General features: G+C 62.9%; 13 protein-coding genes. 8 read left to right on the forward strand and 5 right to left on the reverse strand.

Translation table 11 applies throughout. The features are described 5' to 3' along the window. Window positions 1-30: 30 nt before the first annotated feature. The 5 genes from ggt to ACX3P0_RS21745 form a co-directional block, all read right to left on the reverse strand. A complete protein-coding gene (ggt, locus tag ACX3P0_RS21725) occupies window positions 31-1,761 on the reverse strand; it encodes a gamma-glutamyltransferase (protein WP_459091822.1) in 1,731 nt (576 codons plus the stop codon). A 120-nt stretch (window positions 1,762-1,881) separates the two neighbouring features. Further along, window positions 1,882-3,000, reverse strand: a complete 1,119-nt coding sequence (locus tag ACX3P0_RS21730; RefSeq protein WP_459091824.1) for a DmpA family aminopeptidase — start codon at window positions 2,998-3,000, stop codon at window positions 1,882-1,884. Further along, window positions 2,997-3,833, reverse strand: a complete 837-nt coding sequence (locus ACX3P0_RS21735; RefSeq protein ID WP_459091826.1) for an ABC transporter permease — start codon at window positions 3,831-3,833, stop codon at window positions 2,997-2,999. The genes ACX3P0_RS21730 and ACX3P0_RS21735 overlap by 4 nt, the downstream gene beginning before the upstream one ends. A 12-nt stretch (window positions 3,834-3,845) precedes the next feature. Then, entirely contained in the window at window positions 3,846-4,742 is an 897-nt protein-coding gene (locus ACX3P0_RS21740) for an ABC transporter permease (RefSeq protein ID WP_459091828.1), read from the reverse strand. After that, window positions 4,739-5,839 (reverse strand): ABC transporter ATP-binding protein, encoded by a 1,101-nt coding sequence (locus ACX3P0_RS21745; RefSeq protein WP_459091830.1) that lies wholly within the window; start codon window positions 5,837-5,839, stop codon window positions 4,739-4,741. Before ACX3P0_RS21745 ends, ACX3P0_RS21740 begins: the two co-directional genes overlap by 4 nt. A 166-nt stretch (window positions 5,840-6,005) precedes the next feature. On the opposite strand from ACX3P0_RS21745, the gene ACX3P0_RS21750 reads away from it, so the two are divergent. The 8 genes from ACX3P0_RS21750 to ACX3P0_RS21785 all read left to right on the forward strand — a co-directional run bounded on the left by ACX3P0_RS21750 (window position 6,006) and on the right by ACX3P0_RS21785 (window position 16,204). Continuing rightward, window positions 6,006-7,064, forward strand: a complete 1,059-nt coding sequence (locus tag ACX3P0_RS21750; RefSeq protein WP_459091832.1) for a polyamine ABC transporter substrate-binding protein — start codon at window positions 6,006-6,008, stop codon at window positions 7,062-7,064. A 61-nt stretch (window positions 7,065-7,125) separates the two neighbouring features. Further along, on the forward strand, window positions 7,126-7,983 hold the full coding sequence (locus ACX3P0_RS21755; protein ID WP_459091834.1) for a MurR/RpiR family transcriptional regulator: 858 nt from the start codon (window positions 7,126-7,128) through the stop codon (window positions 7,981-7,983). A 296-nt stretch (window positions 7,984-8,279) separates the two neighbouring features. Then, on the forward strand, window positions 8,280-8,369 hold the full coding sequence (kdpF, locus tag ACX3P0_RS21760; RefSeq protein WP_459091836.1) for a K(+)-transporting ATPase subunit F: 90 nt from the start codon (window positions 8,280-8,282) through the stop codon (window positions 8,367-8,369). A 3-nt stretch (window positions 8,370-8,372) separates the two neighbouring features. Next, window positions 8,373-10,076, forward strand: a complete 1,704-nt coding sequence (gene kdpA / locus ACX3P0_RS21765) for a potassium-transporting ATPase subunit KdpA (protein WP_459091838.1) — start codon at window positions 8,373-8,375, stop codon at window positions 10,074-10,076. An 11-nt stretch (window positions 10,077-10,087) separates the two neighbouring features. Then, window positions 10,088-12,130, forward strand: coding sequence for a potassium-transporting ATPase subunit KdpB (kdpB, locus tag ACX3P0_RS21770; protein ID WP_459091840.1), 2,043 nt, complete (start codon window positions 10,088-10,090; stop codon window positions 12,128-12,130). Window positions 12,131-12,144: 14 nt separating this feature from the next. Next, complete coding sequence (kdpC, locus tag ACX3P0_RS21775) at window positions 12,145-12,714, forward strand: potassium-transporting ATPase subunit KdpC (protein WP_459091842.1); 570 nt, start codon at window positions 12,145-12,147, stop codon at window positions 12,712-12,714. 107 nt (window positions 12,715-12,821) lie between these two features. Further along, window positions 12,822-15,518 (forward strand): ATP-binding protein, encoded by a 2,697-nt coding sequence (locus ACX3P0_RS21780; RefSeq protein ID WP_459091844.1) that lies wholly within the window; start codon window positions 12,822-12,824, stop codon window positions 15,516-15,518. Then, window positions 15,515-16,204, forward strand: coding sequence for a response regulator (locus tag ACX3P0_RS21785; protein ID WP_459091846.1), 690 nt, complete (start codon window positions 15,515-15,517; stop codon window positions 16,202-16,204). Before ACX3P0_RS21780 ends, ACX3P0_RS21785 begins: the two co-directional genes overlap by 4 nt. Window positions 16,205-16,691 lie beyond the last annotated feature (487 nt).

Raw genomic sequence — 16,691 nt, forward strand, 5'->3', positions numbered from 1 at the left:
CTCGCAACGTGCCCGCTGCCATGCCGTAATTCAATATCCGATTGCGGCACCCCCGGTCGCCCGGCTGTCGATAGCGCCATAGTAGCGCGCGCCGCCGCCCGCCTGGATTTCCTTCAGGTCCTTGCCGCCGACGAGGATGCCGGCCGCCTTACCCCAGATCGTCCAGTCCTGATCGACGCCGACGTCATAACCCATGCCCGTCAACAGCCTCAGCGTATCGGGCGATAGCGCATAAGGCTCCGTATAGACCTTGTCCGGCAGCCATTGGTGATGGATGCGCGGCGCATCGATCGCCTCCTGCAGGCTCATGCCATGGTCGACCACGTTCATGATGGCTTCGAGCGTGATGGTGATGATGCGCGAGCCGCCGGGGCTGCCGATCACCATGAACGGCTTGCCGTCCCTGGAAACGATGGTCGGGCTCATCGACGACAGCGGCGACTTGCGCGGCTCGATGGCGTTGGCCTCGCCCTGCACCAGCCCGTAGAGGTTTGGCACGCCGGGCTTGATAGTGAAATCATCCATCTCGTTGTTGAGGAGAATGCCCGTTCCCTCGGCAACCTTGCCTATGCCGAAAGAGCCGTTCAAAGTATAGGTCACGGCAACCGCATTGCCGTCCTTGTCGATGATCGAATAGTGCGTCGTTTCTTTCGACTCCGCGCCGCCGTTGATTGTCAGAGCCTTGCTGACGCCTGCCCGGTACGGATCGATGCGGGAACGGATTTCCTCGGCATAGGCCTTGCTGGTCAGCTTCGTCACCGGATTGTTCACGAAATCCGGATCGCCAAGCGCGGTGTTCCTGTCGACATAGGCATGGCGCATCGCCTCGACCATCAGCCGTGTCGTCTCGGCCGAGCCATAGCCAAGATAGGAGATCGGATAGCCTTCCAGCACGTTGAGGATTTCGCAGATCACCAGCCCGCCGGACGAAGGCGGCGGCGAGGAGACGATGTCATAGCCCCGATAGCTGCATTGCACCGGCGCTAGCTCGCGCACCTTGTAGTGTTGAAAATCCTCCTTCGCCAGAATGCCGCCATTGGCTTCGCTGGCCTTGACGATCAGGTCGGCAATTTCGCCCTCGTAGAAGGCGCTGGTGCCCTGTTTTGAAATCGCCTTCAGCGACTTGGCAAGATCGGTCTGCACCAGTTTTGCGCCAAGTTCGAGGGGTTTGCCGTCGGGTAGAAATATCTTCGCCGCCGCCGGGTCTTTGGCCAGCATGTCATTCCCGTCGGCGAACGAGGCAATATCGCCAGGCTCAAGCACAAAGCCCTCGGCGGCCAGTTTGATCGCCGGAGCGAGCAGTTCCCCGCGCTCCTTGGTGCCATATTTTTCGCGGGCCGTCTCAAAGCCGGCAACGGAGCCCGGAGTTCCAACCGCCAGGTAGCCGTCCGTACTGGCACCGGGGACGGGCTTGCCGTCCTTGTCGAGATACATGGTCTTGGTGGAAGCAAGTGGCGCCCGTTCGCGGAAATCGAGAAAAGTCGTCTTGCCGTCCTTGAGGCGAATGGTCATGAAACCGCCGCCGCCGAGGTTACCAGCTGTCGGATAGACGACAGCCAGCGCATAGCCGACCGCAACGGCGGCATCGATGGCGTTGCCGCCGCTCTTCAACACATCGACGCCGACCTGCGAGGCCAGATGCTGGGCCGTCACCACCATGCCGTTCTGACCTTCGACCGGCGCTGGTGAAGCCGCGAACGCGGCGGGCACCGTAGTCAGCGTCAGTGTGATGGCGATGGAAAGCGTTCTGAACTGCTGCATGTCCTCCTCCAGTCGTCACCTGCTCCCAGACATGGAAGCGACGTTGCCTAAGCTTTGGCGCACCCTCGAGCGAATGCAAGCGGAAGTTTGCTGACGGTCAGAAGGCGATTCGTGCATCCCCTAAAGGCCCATGATCTCCATCAGCTTGTCTGTGCGGATGGCTTCGATCTTGAAGCGGTCATATTGCGTGCCGCCGCAGTCTTCGGCTGCCAGCATCGCGTTGACCACGGCTTCCTCCACACAATCGACGACCGCCATGTAGACGGGGTCGAACAAGCGGTCATCCAGCATTTCCAGGGTGCGAAGCTTGGTGGAAGCAGACGCATATGGTGCGGCGTTGGCGGTGGAGAAGGCGAGAAAAATGTCGCCTGAGTTGTTGCCGCCGGGCGAACCGTTGCGGCCGATGCCGATGGTGCAGCGGCGGGCGACGCGCTTGAGTTGGTGGGGAGCCATCGGGATATCGGTGGCGACCACCGCGATGATCGAGCCGCGCTCGGGCATGCGACTGGCCTTGGTGTCGTCGGTCATATGCCGGCCCACCGGCACGCCGCAGATTGTCAGCCAATCGCGCTGGCCGTGATTGGCCTGGACAAGGACGCCGACCGTATAGGGCCGATCGCCGATCGCGAGCTTGCGGGACGCTGTGCCGGTGCCGCCCTTGAAGCCATAGGTGATCATGCCGGTACCGCCGCCGGTGTTGCCTTCGGCGACGGGGCCGGTGGAAGCCGTGTCGAGCGCGGCCCGCACATCCGCCTCGGTCACGGCCTGTCCGTTGATGTCGTTCAGGATGCCGTCGAAGGTTTCCGCCACGACAGGCATGATCCAGCGCGGCTCGTCGCCATGATAGGTCGAATGATAGCGTTCCAGCATCCATTTGACCGTCGCATGGTGGGCCATGCCGACGCTGTGCGTATTGGTGATCGTCACGGGGCCCAGAAAATAGCCGCCGTCCTCGATCCAGTGCGTTCCGGTCATTTCGCCATTGCCGTTGAGCCTGTGGACGCCGGCATATACCGGCACCGGCACCGGCGAGCCCGGATGCGGCACGATTGCCGTGACGCCGGTCCGAACCAGCCTGGTCCGGCCCGGTCGCGGCGTCTCCTCGAGCAGCGTATGAAGCCCGACCGCGACGCCGGGAACATCGGTGATCGCGTTATGTTGCCCGGTGGTACCGGTGAAGGGCAGGCCCAGTTCGCGCGCGCGCATTTTCCGGACGGGAGGCTGTTGTTTGTTGTTCATGACCATTTCTGACGGGAGCGGAGGTAAAGGCCGAGCGAAGCGACGACGAAGGAGAAGGTCAGCATCATCACCGCGATGGCGTTGATTTCCGGCTTTATCCCTCGCCGCAGCATGGCGAAAATGAAGACAGGCAGCGTGGTTACATCGACGCCGGCGATGAAATAGGTGATGACCAGGTCGTCCATCGAAATGATGAAGGCCAGAAGTGCGCCGCCGATGACGCCCGGCATCAGCTGCGGCAGCACCACCTTGCGGAAGGTTGTCCATTCATTCGCGCCAAGGTCGGCGGATGCGTGTTCGAGGCTGCGATCCATGCCGGCAAGGCGGCTCGAGACGACGATGAAGACATAGGAAATCAGGAAGGTGCATTGGCCGATGATGATCGTGCCGATGCCCAGGTGAATGCCCGCGTTGACGAAGAAGATGAGCAGCGCGATGCCGAGCACGATGTCGGGGATCAGCATCGGCATGAACATCAGTGCCTGATAGATGCGCGCGCCGAGGAAATTGTAGCGATAGAGGGCGAGCGCGATGGCGGTGCCGAAAACCGTGGCGATCACGGTCGTGCTGGCGGCGATCAGCAGGCTGTTGCGAAGTGCGGCGACCAACTGGTCCGTCGATTCGATGTAAAGGGCGGCTTCCGACACGGTGGTCTTGAAACCCAGCACCTGCCAGTACCATTCGGTGGTGAACCCGGACCAGGTCATCATGTTCACCGGGTTCGAATTGAACGAATAGACGACGATCAGCGCAAGCGGCAGGTAGATGAAGGCGAAGAAGAGCGCCGTGTAGGCGGTGAGGCAATGTTTGAGGAGCGACGCGAGCGATTTCATGGCGGGTTCCTCTCAGCGTTCGGCAGCGGCGTTGCCGCGGCGTCCGGCGATGAAAACATAGCCCATCATCACCACCAGCATGACGCTCATGACCATCATGGCCAGCGCCGACCCGAACGGCCAGTTACGCGCCGACAGGAATTGCTGCTCGATCAGATTGCCCAGCATCATCACCTTGGCACCGCCGAGGATGGCCGGAACGACGAAGTTGCCGAGCGCGGGGATGAACACGATGATCGAGCCGCCGATGATCCCGGGCGCGGTCAGCGGCAGGATGATGCGCAGGAAGGTGCGCACCGGACCCGCGCCGAGGTCCTGCGAGGCCCGCACCAGCGACCAGTCCAGCTTCTCGACGCTGGCATAGACCGGCATGAACATGAACGGCACGAAGATGTAGACCATGCCGAGGATGATCGCGCCGGGCGTGTAGATGAGATCAAGTGGCCGGTCGATGATGCCGAGCGAGGTCAGGACGCCGTTGACCAGCCCCGTCTGGCGCAGGATCAGCAGCCACACGAAGAGACGGACGATCAGGCTGGTGAAGAACGGCAGCGCGATCAGGAACAGGCAGAAGCTTTTCCATCGGCCCGACAGCATGCTGATGCAGAACGCCGCCGGGTAGCAGACGAGCAACGTCACCACGACGGTCAACGCCGCGATTTTGACCGAGCGAAAGAATATCTCCAGATAGATCGGATCGAATTCCTCGAAGACCGGGTTGGCGAAGCCCAATATGCGGCCGAAATTATCGGGGTAGAATGTCCACTCCACACCGCCGTAAAGACCGGGCGCGAGGAAGCTGGTCACCACCATGATGCCGAGCGGGATGAGAAAGAAGACCCCCAGGAAAAGCGAGGCCGGGCCAAGCAGCAGCCCCAGTTGAAAGCGCTCGCGCGTGCGGTTGCTCATTCGCCGGGCTCTCCCTCATCCCGGCTCATGAGGTGGACATGAGCGGGTTCGTAGGTGAGTTGCGCACGGCGTGCGGCATCGGCCTTGGCGATCGCGTCACGCATGGCGGCGGGAACGGATACGGTCAGCGCCCGGCCGCTTTCGGTTCGCGTGTAGATCTCGAACGACGCGCCGACGAAGATGATCTGGTCGATGGTGACGTCGATGCGCGGGCGGCTGTCATTTTCCTGCGCCAGCGAAAACTGCTCGGGCCTGATGATGGCGATAGCCTTGCCGTCCTGTCCGGTGGTCGAGCCGGGCAGTGACAGGAAGTCGCCGTCGTCGAGCACCATGCGGCCCTTTTCGACGCGTCCCTCGAACATGTTGTTGGCGCCGACGAAGCCGGCCACGAAGGCATTTTGCGGCCTGTCGTAGATATCGCGCGGAGATGCGAGCTGCTGGATGCGGCCACGCTTAAGCACCGCGATGCGGTCCGACATGGTGAGCGCCTCTTCCTGGTCGTGCGTGACGAAGACGAAGGAGATGCCGAGTTCGTTCTGCAGCGTCTTCAGTTCGATCTGCATGGAATGGCGCAAGCCGCGGTCGAGCGCCGACAAGGGCTCGTCGAGAAGCAGCAGCTTCGGCCGTCCAACGATGGCGCGGGCGAGCGCGACGCGCTGTTGCTGCCCGCCCGAAAGCTGGCGTGGATACCGTTTCTCCAGCCCGTCCAGGCCTACCATGGCGAGTGCGGAGCCGGTCCTTTCCCGTCGTTCCCTTGCCGCAACGCCGGCCACTTCCAGCGCGTAGCCGACATTTTGCCCGACGGTCATGTGCGGGAAAAGCGCGTAGTTCTGGAACACCGTGTTGACCGGCCGCCGATGCGGCGGAACATTCGTCATGTCTTCGCCGTCGATCAGGATGGTTCCGCCATCAAGGCGCACGAACCCTCCGATCGATTGCAGGAGTGTGGTCTTGCCGCAGCCGGAAGGGCCGAGAAGCGTCAGGAACTCATTGCGGCGAACGCTCAGGTCGATCGTGTCGATCGCTTTTATCTCGCCTCCCTCGGGAGAAGCAAAGCGCTTCCTCGCGCCGATCAGCTCGACGATTGAATCCTGCATCCCTCGAGTTCCCGCAATTATTGTTATCTAAGTAACTGTTGCTTTGAGTTGAGATTTTGATATCTTTTTCCGATCGAAGTCAACGGCCGAAGAAGGCCGACACTTCGAAACGGGAAATTCACGGGCTGCGCACGGTCGTGCCCGGCCCTCGGGAGGAGGATAAATCATGGACCACATTCGATCGTTGGTGCGGCGGGTTCTGCGCGGCACCGTCTGTGCCGGCGCGATACTTATGTTCTCGGGAGCGGCCATCGCAGCCGAGGAGTTGAACATCTACAACTGGGGCGAATACATCAATCCGGAAGTACTGAAGCGGTTCGAGGCCGACACGAAGATCAAGGTCAATCTTTCAACCTATTCGTCCAACGAAGAGATGCTCGCCAAGATCCAGGGCGGGGCGACCGGCTACGACATCGTCTTTCCGTCCGTGCATATGCAGGACATCATGGCCAAGCTCGACCTGCTCGAGAAAACCGACATCAATCAATACGAAGGCTTCAAGAGTATCGATCCGGCGTCCCTGCGCGCCGAGAGCGATCCGAAGGGCGAATACTGCCTGCCTTACGCGTGGGGCACGGTGGGCATCATGTATAACCGGACCGTTCTCGGAAAGGACATCACCGGCTGGCGCGATCTGATCGAGACGGTAAAGGCCAAAGGCCTGAGGTTCACCCTGCTGGACGATATGCGCGAGGTCATGGGGGCAGGACTCATCATCAACGGGCACAGCGTCAATTCGAAAGATCCGGCAGAACTGCAGCAGGCCGCCGACACGGTGATCGCGATGAAGCCCTATGTCGCCGCGTTCACCTACGATTCCCGGCCGATGGTGATATCGGGCGATGTCGCCGCCGCGCATTATTTCATCGGCGCCATGGACGACGTCTTCGCCCATCCGAAGGATCTTGGCTATGTCATCCCCGAGGAAGGCGCGACCATGTACCAGGAAGATATCTGCGTGCTGAAAACGGCGCCGAACAAGGCCAACGCCATCAAATTCATGCAGTTCTACACGCAGCCGGAAATCCCCGCCCTCAACATGGCGCAGCAGACGAACGGCACCACGAACCTGAAGGCACGCGCGCTCACGCCCGACAACATCAAGAACAGCGAGGAAATCAACCCGCCGGCCGAGACCATGAAGCGCTTGCAGATATTCGAAGATCTGGGAAAAGATATCCGCCAGTACGATCGCCTGTGGACAAAGATCAAGACGGCCCAATAACAGGGCGCATCATTCACGCCGCTTCGAAAGGGTCGAGGCGGCGTTGCCCGACCGGAGGCTTATGTCGAAAATAATCCTAGAGCGGCTGGGTAGCGAGGAGTTGCGTCGGTCGAAGTCCGACAAGCTGCTCGCCCAGTATCTGGAAAGGCATATCGCCGAGCTTCCGTTCGAAACGGCCCGCTCCATCGCCGCCAAGGTCGGGGTCAGTCCGATGACGGTAGGCAGGTTCCTGCGTCGGGTCGGCTATGACGGGCTTGAACCGCTCAAGCAGGAGTTGCGGCACGCGCGCTCGAATCCCGCCTGGCAGGTCAAGGGCAAGGTCGACCGCCTTCGCGCCGACATCCGCGAAGGCAAGCTGCTCGCAAAACTCATCAACGAGCAGATCGACAATCTGCGTCAGGTCTACGAAATGACGACCGGGCCGGAATGGCAGGCCAGCGTGGAAACGCTCATCGATGCGCGCGAGGTCTATGTCGCCGCCTACCAGAATATCCGCGGCACTGGCGAATATATGGCCGCCCAGCTTTCCTATGCGCGCCCGCATGTGTTGTTTGTCGATGGGCTGAACGGCACCTATTCCGAAGTGCTGGATGGAGCCGTGGACGGCCGCGTGCTGTTCCTGATCGAAGCCCGGCGCTTCGCCTCGAAGGCGCTGCCCTTGGCGCTGGAAGCTCGAAAGTCGGGCGTGAAAGTCGTGCTGCTGACCGACGAATTCTGCCCGTGGGCCAAGGAAGCTTCGGATATCGCGTTGATCATCCCCGGCCCGCACGGCCCGCTCTGGGATGGCTCGGCGACGATCCTGGCGGTCCTCGATCTCCTGTTGTCCAACATCATCGTCGTGCTGGGCGACAAGGTGCATCACCGCGTCGAAATGCTGACCCGGCTGCAGGATTTGTTCGGAGACTTCGAGGAGAATTAGAACAGGTCCGGCTCACCCAGCCCGTCTCGCGTCTTTCTTCCCCGGCGAGCAACTGTCCACCGCATATATGAGAAAACTATAATCGAGAGCGATAACCGCTCTCGAAAGCCTATGGCGACAAGCCGAAATCTACGGGCCTGAGCACGGCCTGCGTTGTCCACCTTCCACGGGGCGCGCGCGCCGTGCCGATGGAGACGGCACAATGTTCGACATTCTCATGCTGGCGATCGGCCTCGGTTGCTTTGCCCTTCTGATCTTCTACGGCATCGCCAGCGAACGGCTTTGAGGAGACGGCCATGACCCTCGACTATGCGATGGGCGGTCTCGCGATCGCGCTCATTCTTTTTTACCTCGTCTACGCGCTGCTGCGGCCTGAAAGGTTCTGAACCATGACCGTGAATGGCTGGCTTCAGATCGCGCTGTTCTGCGCGATCGTCATTGCGCTGATAAAACCGCTTGGCTGGTACATGACGCGGGTCATGGCGGGGGAGCGTACCTTCCTCTCGCCCGTCCTGCACCCTGTACAGCGGCTGCTTTATGCCGGCGCCGGCATCGACGAGCGGCAGGAACAGCATTGGCTGACCTATACGATCGCGATGCTCGTCTTCAACGCGGCCGGCTTCGTCGCCTTATTCGGCCTACAGCGCCTGCAGGGCGTGCTGCCGCTCAACCCGATGCAGATGGGCGCTGTCTCGCCGGATTCCGCCTTCAATACAGCCGTCAGCTTCGTCACCAACACCAACTGGCAGGGCTATGGCGGCGAAAGCACCATGAGCTATCTCGTCCAGATGGCCGGGCTGACGGTGCAGAACTTCGTCTCGGCCGCCACCGGCATGGCCATCGCCATGGCGCTGATCCGCGGCTTTTCGCGCGCCTCGGCAAAAACCGTCGGCAATTTCTGGACCGACCTGACGCGCTCGACCCTCTATATCCTGCTGCCGCTCTCGATCCTGTGCGCGCTGTTCTATGTCAGCCAGGGTGTCGTCCAGACGCTCAGCGCCTCCATCGACGCCACCACGCTGGAAGGCGCAAAGCAGACCATCGCCGTCGGCCCGACCGCCTCGCAACTTGCGATCAAGATGCTCGGCACCAATGGCGGCGGCTTCTTCAACGCCAATTCGGCGCATCCCTTCGAGAACCCGACGGCGCTGACCAACCTGGTCGAGATGGTGTCGATCTTCGCCATCGGGGCTGCGCTCACCAACGTCTTCGGCCGTATGGTCGGCGACGAGCGCCAGGGCTGGGCGATCTTCGCGGCGATGGGCGTGCTGTTCCTCGCCGGCGTCGCCGTCACCTACTGGGCTGAAGCGGGCGGCAATCCCGCCTTTAGCGCGCTCGGCATCGATGGCGGCAACATGGAAGGCAAGGAGGTGCGCTTCGGCATCGCCGTTTCCGCCCTGTTTTCGGTCATCACCACGGCGGCGTCCTGCGGCGCGGTCAACGCCATGCTGGACAGCTTCATGCCGCTCGGCGGCCTGATCCCGCTCATCAACATGCAGCTTGGCGAGGTCATCATCGGCGGCGTCGGCGCCGGCCTCTACGGCGTCCTTCTCTTCGTCATTCTGACAATCTTCATCGCCGGGCTGATGGTGGGGCGCACGCCCGAATATCTCGGCAAGAAGATCGAAGCGAAGGAAGTGAAGATGGCGATGCTCGCCGTTCTGTCGCTGCCGCTCGCCATCCTCGGCTTCACCGCCGTGGCGGTCGTGCTGCCCGCCGGACTTGCCTCGCTCGCCAACGCCGGGCCGCACGGCTATTCGGAAATCCTGTATGCCTACACCTCCGCCGCCGCCAACAACGGCAGCGCGTTTGCCGGGCTGTCGGCCAATACCCCCTGGTACAACCTCACCATCGGGTTCGGCATGCTGATGGGCCGTTTCCTCGTCATCGTGCCTGTGCTCGCCATCGCCGGTTCGCTCGCGGCCAAGAAGACCGTGCCGGCCTCGTCGGGCACGTTCCCCACCCATGGCGGCTTGTTCGTCGGGCTGCTGGTCGGGGTGATCCTGGTGGTCGGCGGCCTCACCTATTTCCCCGCACTCGCGGTCGGCCCCATCGTCGAGCATTTCGCCATGCTTGCCGGCCAGACCTTCTGAGGAATGCAATCATGGCCAGATCCGCCGAAATCAGCGTTTTCGATCCCACCGTCGTGTGGCCGGCCGTCGGCTCGGCCTTCTCCAAGCTTCACCCGCGCATCCAGATCCGCAACCCGGTGATGTTCGTGGTCGAGATCGTCGCCACCCTCACCACCTTGATCTTCCTTCGCGACCTCGTTTTCGGCGGCCACCGGTTGGGCTTCTCCTTCCAGGTCATCCTCTGGCTCTGGTTCACGCTGCTGTTCGCCAATTTCGCTGAGGCCGTGGCCGAGGGGCGTGGCAAGGCACAGGCCGACGCGCTGCGCAGGACGCGCACCGAAACGGATGCCAAGCGCCTTGCCGACGACGGCTCGACCTACGAGTTGGTGCCGGCGACCAGCCTCAAGGTCGGCGATGTCGTGGTGGTCGAGATCGGCGACATCATCCCCTCCGACGGCGAGGTGATCGAGGGCATCGCTTCGGTCAACGAAGCGGCGATTACCGGCGAATCCGCGCCGGTAATCCGCGAATCCGGCGGCGACCGTTCCGCCGTCACCGGCGGCACCCAGGTCCTGTCCGACCAGATCAAGGTCCGCATCACGGCCGCTGCCGGTTCCACCTTCCTCGACCGCATGATTTCGTTGGTCGAAGGCGCACAGCGCCAGAAGACGCCGAACGAGATCGCGCTCAACATCCTGCTCGCCGGCATGACGCTGATCTTCGTGTTCGCGGTCGCCACCATTCCGAGTTTTGCCACCTATGCCGGCGGCACCATCCCCATCGTGGCGCTGGTGGCGCTGTTCGTGACGCTGATCCCGACCACCATCGGCGCGCTGCTTTCGGCCATCGGCATCGCCGGCATGGACCGGCTGGTGCGCTTCAACGTGCTGGCCATGTCGGGACGCGCCGTCGAGGCAGCGGGCGACGTCGATACGCTTTTGCTCGACAAGACCGGCACGATTACGCTCGGCAACCGGCAGGCGACGGAGTTCCTGCCGCTGGCCGGCGTGGACGAGCACGAACTGGCGGACGCCGCGCAACTGTCCTCGCTGGCCGACGAGACGCCGGAAGGCCGTTCGATCGTGGTGCTCGCCAAGGAGAAATACGGCATCCGTGGCCGCGAAATGGGCGAACTGCACGCCCGTTTCGTTCCCTTCAGCGCTCAGACGCGCATGAGCGGCGTCGATATGGACGGCGCCAGCATCCGCAAGGGCGCGGTCGATGCGATGCTTGGCGACCAACGCCACAACACGACGGAAGCCGCGCGCGAATTACGCCAGATCGCGGAACGGGTAGCAAAGACCGGCGGCACGCCGCTGGCTGTGGCGCGCGACGGCAGGCTGCTCGGGGTCGTACACCTGAAGGACATCGTCAAGGGCGGCATCCGCGAGCGCTTCGCGGCCTTGCGCCAGATGGGCATCCGCACCGTCATGATCACCGGCGACAATCCGATGACGGCCGCGGCAATCGCCGCCGAAGCCGGCGTCGACGATTTCCTCGCCCAGGCGACGCCGGAGGACAAGCTGGACCTGATCCGCGCCGAACAGGCCAAAGGCAAGCTGGTGGCGATGTGCGGCGACGGCACCAACGATGCGCCCGCCCTTGCCCAGGCCGATGTCGGCGTGGCGATGAACACCGGCACGGTTGCCGCGCGCGAGGCCGGCAACATGGTCGACCTCGACAGTGACCCGACCAAGCTGATCGAGGTGGTGGAGATAGGCAAGCAGCTTTTGATGACGCGCGGCTCGCTGACCACCTTCTCCATCGCCAACGACGTGGCGAAATATTTCGCGGTTCTTCCGGCCATGTTCGTCGCCTTCTATCCGCAGCTTCAGGCGCTCAACATCATGCGGCTCTCCTCGCCGGAAAGCGCCATCCTGTCGGCCATCATCTTCAACGCGCTGGTCATCGTCGCGCTGATTCCGCTGGCGTTGAAAGGCGTGAAGTACCGCGCCATCGGTGCCGGCGCGCTGCTGCGCCGCAACCTTTTGATCTACGGCCTTGGCGGTGTCGTCATTCCCTTCGTCGGCATCAAGGCGATCGATATGCTCATCACAGCCATTGGCCTTGCCTGAAAAGGATATTCGAGATGTTCGCCCAGATCCGCCCCGCGCTGTTCATGATCGTGGCATTCACCGTCCTCACCGGCATTGCCTACCCGCTTGCCGTCACCGGCATCGCCCAGACGGTCTTTCCGGCTCAGGCGAACGGCAGCCTGATCGAGCGCGACGGCCATGTCGTCGGCTCGGCCCTGATCGGCCAGGCCTTCACCAGTGATCGCTATTTCCATCCACGGCCTTCCGCCGCCGGCAATGGCTATGACGCCTCCGCTTCCGGCGGCTCCAATCTCGGCCCGACCAGCGCCAAGCTGATTGCTCACGTGAAGGCGGATGCCGAGGCGTTGGCGGCAGAAAATCCCGGCACGCCGGTGCCGATCGATCTCGTCACCACCTCGGGCAGCGGCCTCGATCCGGAGATATCGCCGCAAGCGGCGCTGTTTCAGGTGCCGCGTATCGCCGAAGCGCGTGGGCTTTCGCAGGACGCGGTGCAGGCACTGGTGCTGGCCCACAGCCAGGGACCGACAGGCGGCATATTGGGCGAGCCGAGGGTGAACGTGCTCGAACTCAATCTGGCGCTGGATGAGGTCAAACCGCAATGAGGCGACCTCCTAAGAGACGGGTCTGCCCCTTGCAGAATCGCCGGCCGGCGGCAATGCTCCGGCACCGCCAACGGCATGACTGAAAGGGCGGCTTGAGCACACGACCGATGCCGGACCATAGTGGTGAACCCAAGCGTCCCGACCCCGAGGCGCTGCTTCGGGAAGCGGCGACGGAGACGCGCGGCCATCTGAAGGTTTTCCTTGGCGCCGCCCCCGGTGTCGGCAAGACGTACGAAATGCTTCTGAGCGCCGCAGCCCAACGTCGCGCCAGCGTCGATGTCGTCATCGGCCTCGTCGAAACGCATGGGCGCGTCGAGACCGAGGCGCTGATCCACGATTTCGAGATCGTTGCGCTCAGACGCGTCGCCTATAACGGCCGGCATCTGGAGGAGATGGACCTCGAAGCCATCCTGGCGCGCAAGCCAAGCCTGGTTCTTGTCGACGAACTGGCGCACACGAACGCGCCGGGCAGCCGGCACCCGAAGCGCTATCAGGACGTCGCTGACCTGCTTGCCGCCGGAATCGACGTCTATACGGCGGTCAACATCCAGCATCTGGAAAGCCTCAACGACGTCGTCCAGCAGATCACCCGCATCCGGGTGCGCGAAACCGTGCCCGATGCCTTCCTCGACCAGGCGGACGAGATCGAGGTGATCGACCTGACGCCTGCGGACCTGATCCAGCGGCTGAAGGAAGGCAAGGTCTATTTCCCGAAGACGGCCGAGCGTGCGCTGTCGCACTATTTTTCGCAGGGCAATTTGACGGCGCTGCGAGAACTGGCGTTGCGCCGGACCGCCCAGCGCGTCGACCAGCAACTGCTTACCCACATGCAGGCGCACGCGATCTCCGGTCCATGGTCGGCCGGCGACCGTATCCTCGTCGTTGTCAACGAGCATCCCAAGGCGGCGGCGCTGGTGCGCTACGCGCGGCGCATGGCGGAACGGCTGCGCGCGCCATGGACCGCGCTCTATGTCGAAACGCCGCGCTCGCTCAGGCTCGACGAGGCCGCGCGCGACCGCATCGCCGCAGCGTTGCGCATGACGGAGCGGCTGGGCGGCGAGGCGGTGACCATCCCCGGCCGCGAGCTTGCCGGGGAAATCCTAGACTATGCGGTGAAGAACAATTTCAGCCATATCGTCATCGGCCGCAGCCAGCGCTCGCGCCTGCACGAACTGCTTTTCGGTTCGATCACCTATGAGATCGTGAAGCGCGCGGGCAACGTTGCAGTGCATGTCGTCACCGGCGGCGACAAGGCAGCTACCGTGGCCAAGACTGTCGACACGCGCCCAGTGACATCTTCTTTCGACATGTGGCCTTATGTGGTCAGCGCCGGAGTGGTCGCCATCGCGCTGGGCTGCGGCGAGGTGCTCTCCCGCTTTCTCGACGTGCAGAATGTCGCGCTCGTCTTCCTCACCGCGGTGCTCGTCAGCGCCGTCGCCTTCGGCCTGCCGGCCGCGCTGTTTGCCAGCCTGCTCAGCGTACTTGCCTTCAACGTGTTCTTCCTGCCGCCCTATCTCAGCATCACCATAGCCGACCCCGAGAACGTGGTGGCGCTGTTCTTCTTCCTGGTGGTGGCGGTGATCGCCTCCAACCTGACGGCCAGCGTGCGCGCGCAAGCCATGATGGCGCGCCGGCGCGCCCGGACCACCGAGGACCTTTATCTGTTCAGCCGCAAGCTGGCCGGCATAGGCTCGATGGACGACCTTCTATGGGCGATTTCCTCGCAGGTCTCCTCCATGCTCAAGGTTCGGGTCGTGCTCTTCCTTCCCGTGAACGGATCGCTCGAACTCAAGACCGCCTGGCCCCCCGAGGACGTCGCCGAAGAGGCGGATCTGGCGGCGGCGAAATGGTCGTGGGAAAGCAACAGGCCGGCGGGGCGCGGCGCCGACACGCTGCCGGGAGCCAGGCGCCTGTTCCTGCCGATGCGGACAGGCCGCGGCCCGGTCGCGGTGATCGGCATCGACAGCGACAAGCAAGGTCCGCTGTTGACCCCCGACGAGCAACGCCTGCTCGATGCGCTGTCCGATCAGGCGGCACTGGCCATCGAGCGCATCAACCTGTCGGAGGATTTCGACAAGGCGCAGCGCGCCGCCGAACGCGACCAGTTGCAGGCGGCGCTGCTCACCTCCATCTCGCACGATTTGAGGACGCCGCTTGCCTCCATTCTTGGCGCGGCGGATGGGCTGGCGGCGCTGCCGGACCTGACGCCGGACGATCGCAAGGCGCTTTTATCCACCATCCAGGAGGAGGCGGAGCGGCTGAACCGCTTCATCGCCAACCTGCTCGACATGACCAAGCTGGAATCGGGCGCGATTGCGCCCAATCTGGATCTCGTGGACATCGCGGACGTGGTCGGCAGCACGCTGCGCCGGGCGGAAAAAATCCTCGCCGACCACCCAGTCGTGACCGCTCTTGCGGCTGAACTTCCCATGCTAAGGCTCGATCCCGTATTGTTCGAGCAGGTGTTGTTCAATCTCCTGGACAATGCGACGAAATACGCGCCCACCGGCACGACGATCACGATAAAGGGCAAAAGGGAGGGGACGGCGGTGCGTCTTCAGGTGCAAGACGAGGGGCCGGGTATCCCGAAAGCGCAACTGGAACGCGTCTTCGACAAGTTCTTTCGCGTACGCAAATCAGACAGCCAGCGTGCCGGCACCGGCCTTGGCCTTGCCATTTGCCGTGGCTTCGTCGAAGCCATGGGCGGAACGATCGAAGCGGGCAATCTCTCGGAGGGGGGCGGAGCCGTCTTCACCATCAGCCTGCCAGTGCCTGAAGCAAGCAGACCGGAGGCCACGCCGTGAACGCAAATGCCGTCACGATCCTGATCGTCGACGACGAGCTGCCGATCCGTCGGCTGTTGCGCACCAGCCTGGGCTCGCAGGGTTTTGAGGTGAACGAGGCCGCCGATGGAAGCAGCGCGCTTGCAGAAATCGACCGTTCCCTCCCCGATCTGGTGATCCTGGATCTCGGGCTTCCCGATATGGATGGGTTGGAAGTGATCCGTGTCTTGCGGGGCAGCGGCAACGCGGTGCCGATCCTCGTCCTGTCGAGCCGCTCCGACGAGAAAGGCAAAGTCGAGGCGCTCGATCTCGGGGCCGACGATTACGTGACGAAACCGTTCGGCTCGGCGGAATTGTTCGCCCGCATCCGCGCCGCACTTCGCCACCGACTTCAGCAACAGGGCGAGCAGCCAATTTTCCGCAGCGGCGATCTGGAAATCGACCTGGTACGACGCATCGTGCGCGTGCGCGGTGAGGAAGTGAAGCTGACGCCCAAGGAATACGACATCCTGCGCATGCTGGTCGCCCATGCCGGCAAGGTGCTTACGCATCGCATGCTGATGAGGGAAGTCTGGGGCGGCGAGACGGATGTGCAATATTTGCGCATCTACGTGCGCCAGCTTCGCCAGAAGATCGAGGCCGATCCGGAGCGGCCGCAACACATCCTGACCGAAACCGGCATCGGCTACCGGTTGACGATGGAGTGACCGAGGCGATGGCCGGACCGAACGGAAGCGCCCGGCATGATGCGGCCACGGGATTCAAGAAAGGCGGCCCGAGGGCCGCCTTTTTGTCATGGGGTGGTTGTAGCGTGCGCAAGGCGCCTCGCGGGCTTTAGGCGTTGGCCTGCTCAGCCTGTCTTTCTCCGCGTAGCGAACCAAACAGGTTTTCAGGCACCCCTCGCAACGTTCCGTATTTGCGCTGGCACCATGGGCACCGAGCCGCCGCTTTCGGGCGGGGTGCCGCACATGATGAGCAGAAACGTAGCGTAGACATGGTAAAACCTCCTCCGCCCCGGAAAGGGCTTCAGGGGCGCAATCTGACAAAAATCGGGGGCGGCTCGAAAGCCACGGCCAATGAAGCTGACGAATGTCACGGAATTGAGGCGCTACCCGTCCGGTCACAGAAGAAGTGCTACCGATCGGACATGGACAGGGCTTCTTCCAGGTCGTGCGCGAGCACCGGCACAGATGC

Source organism: Mesorhizobium sp. A556 (assembly GCF_054489545.1).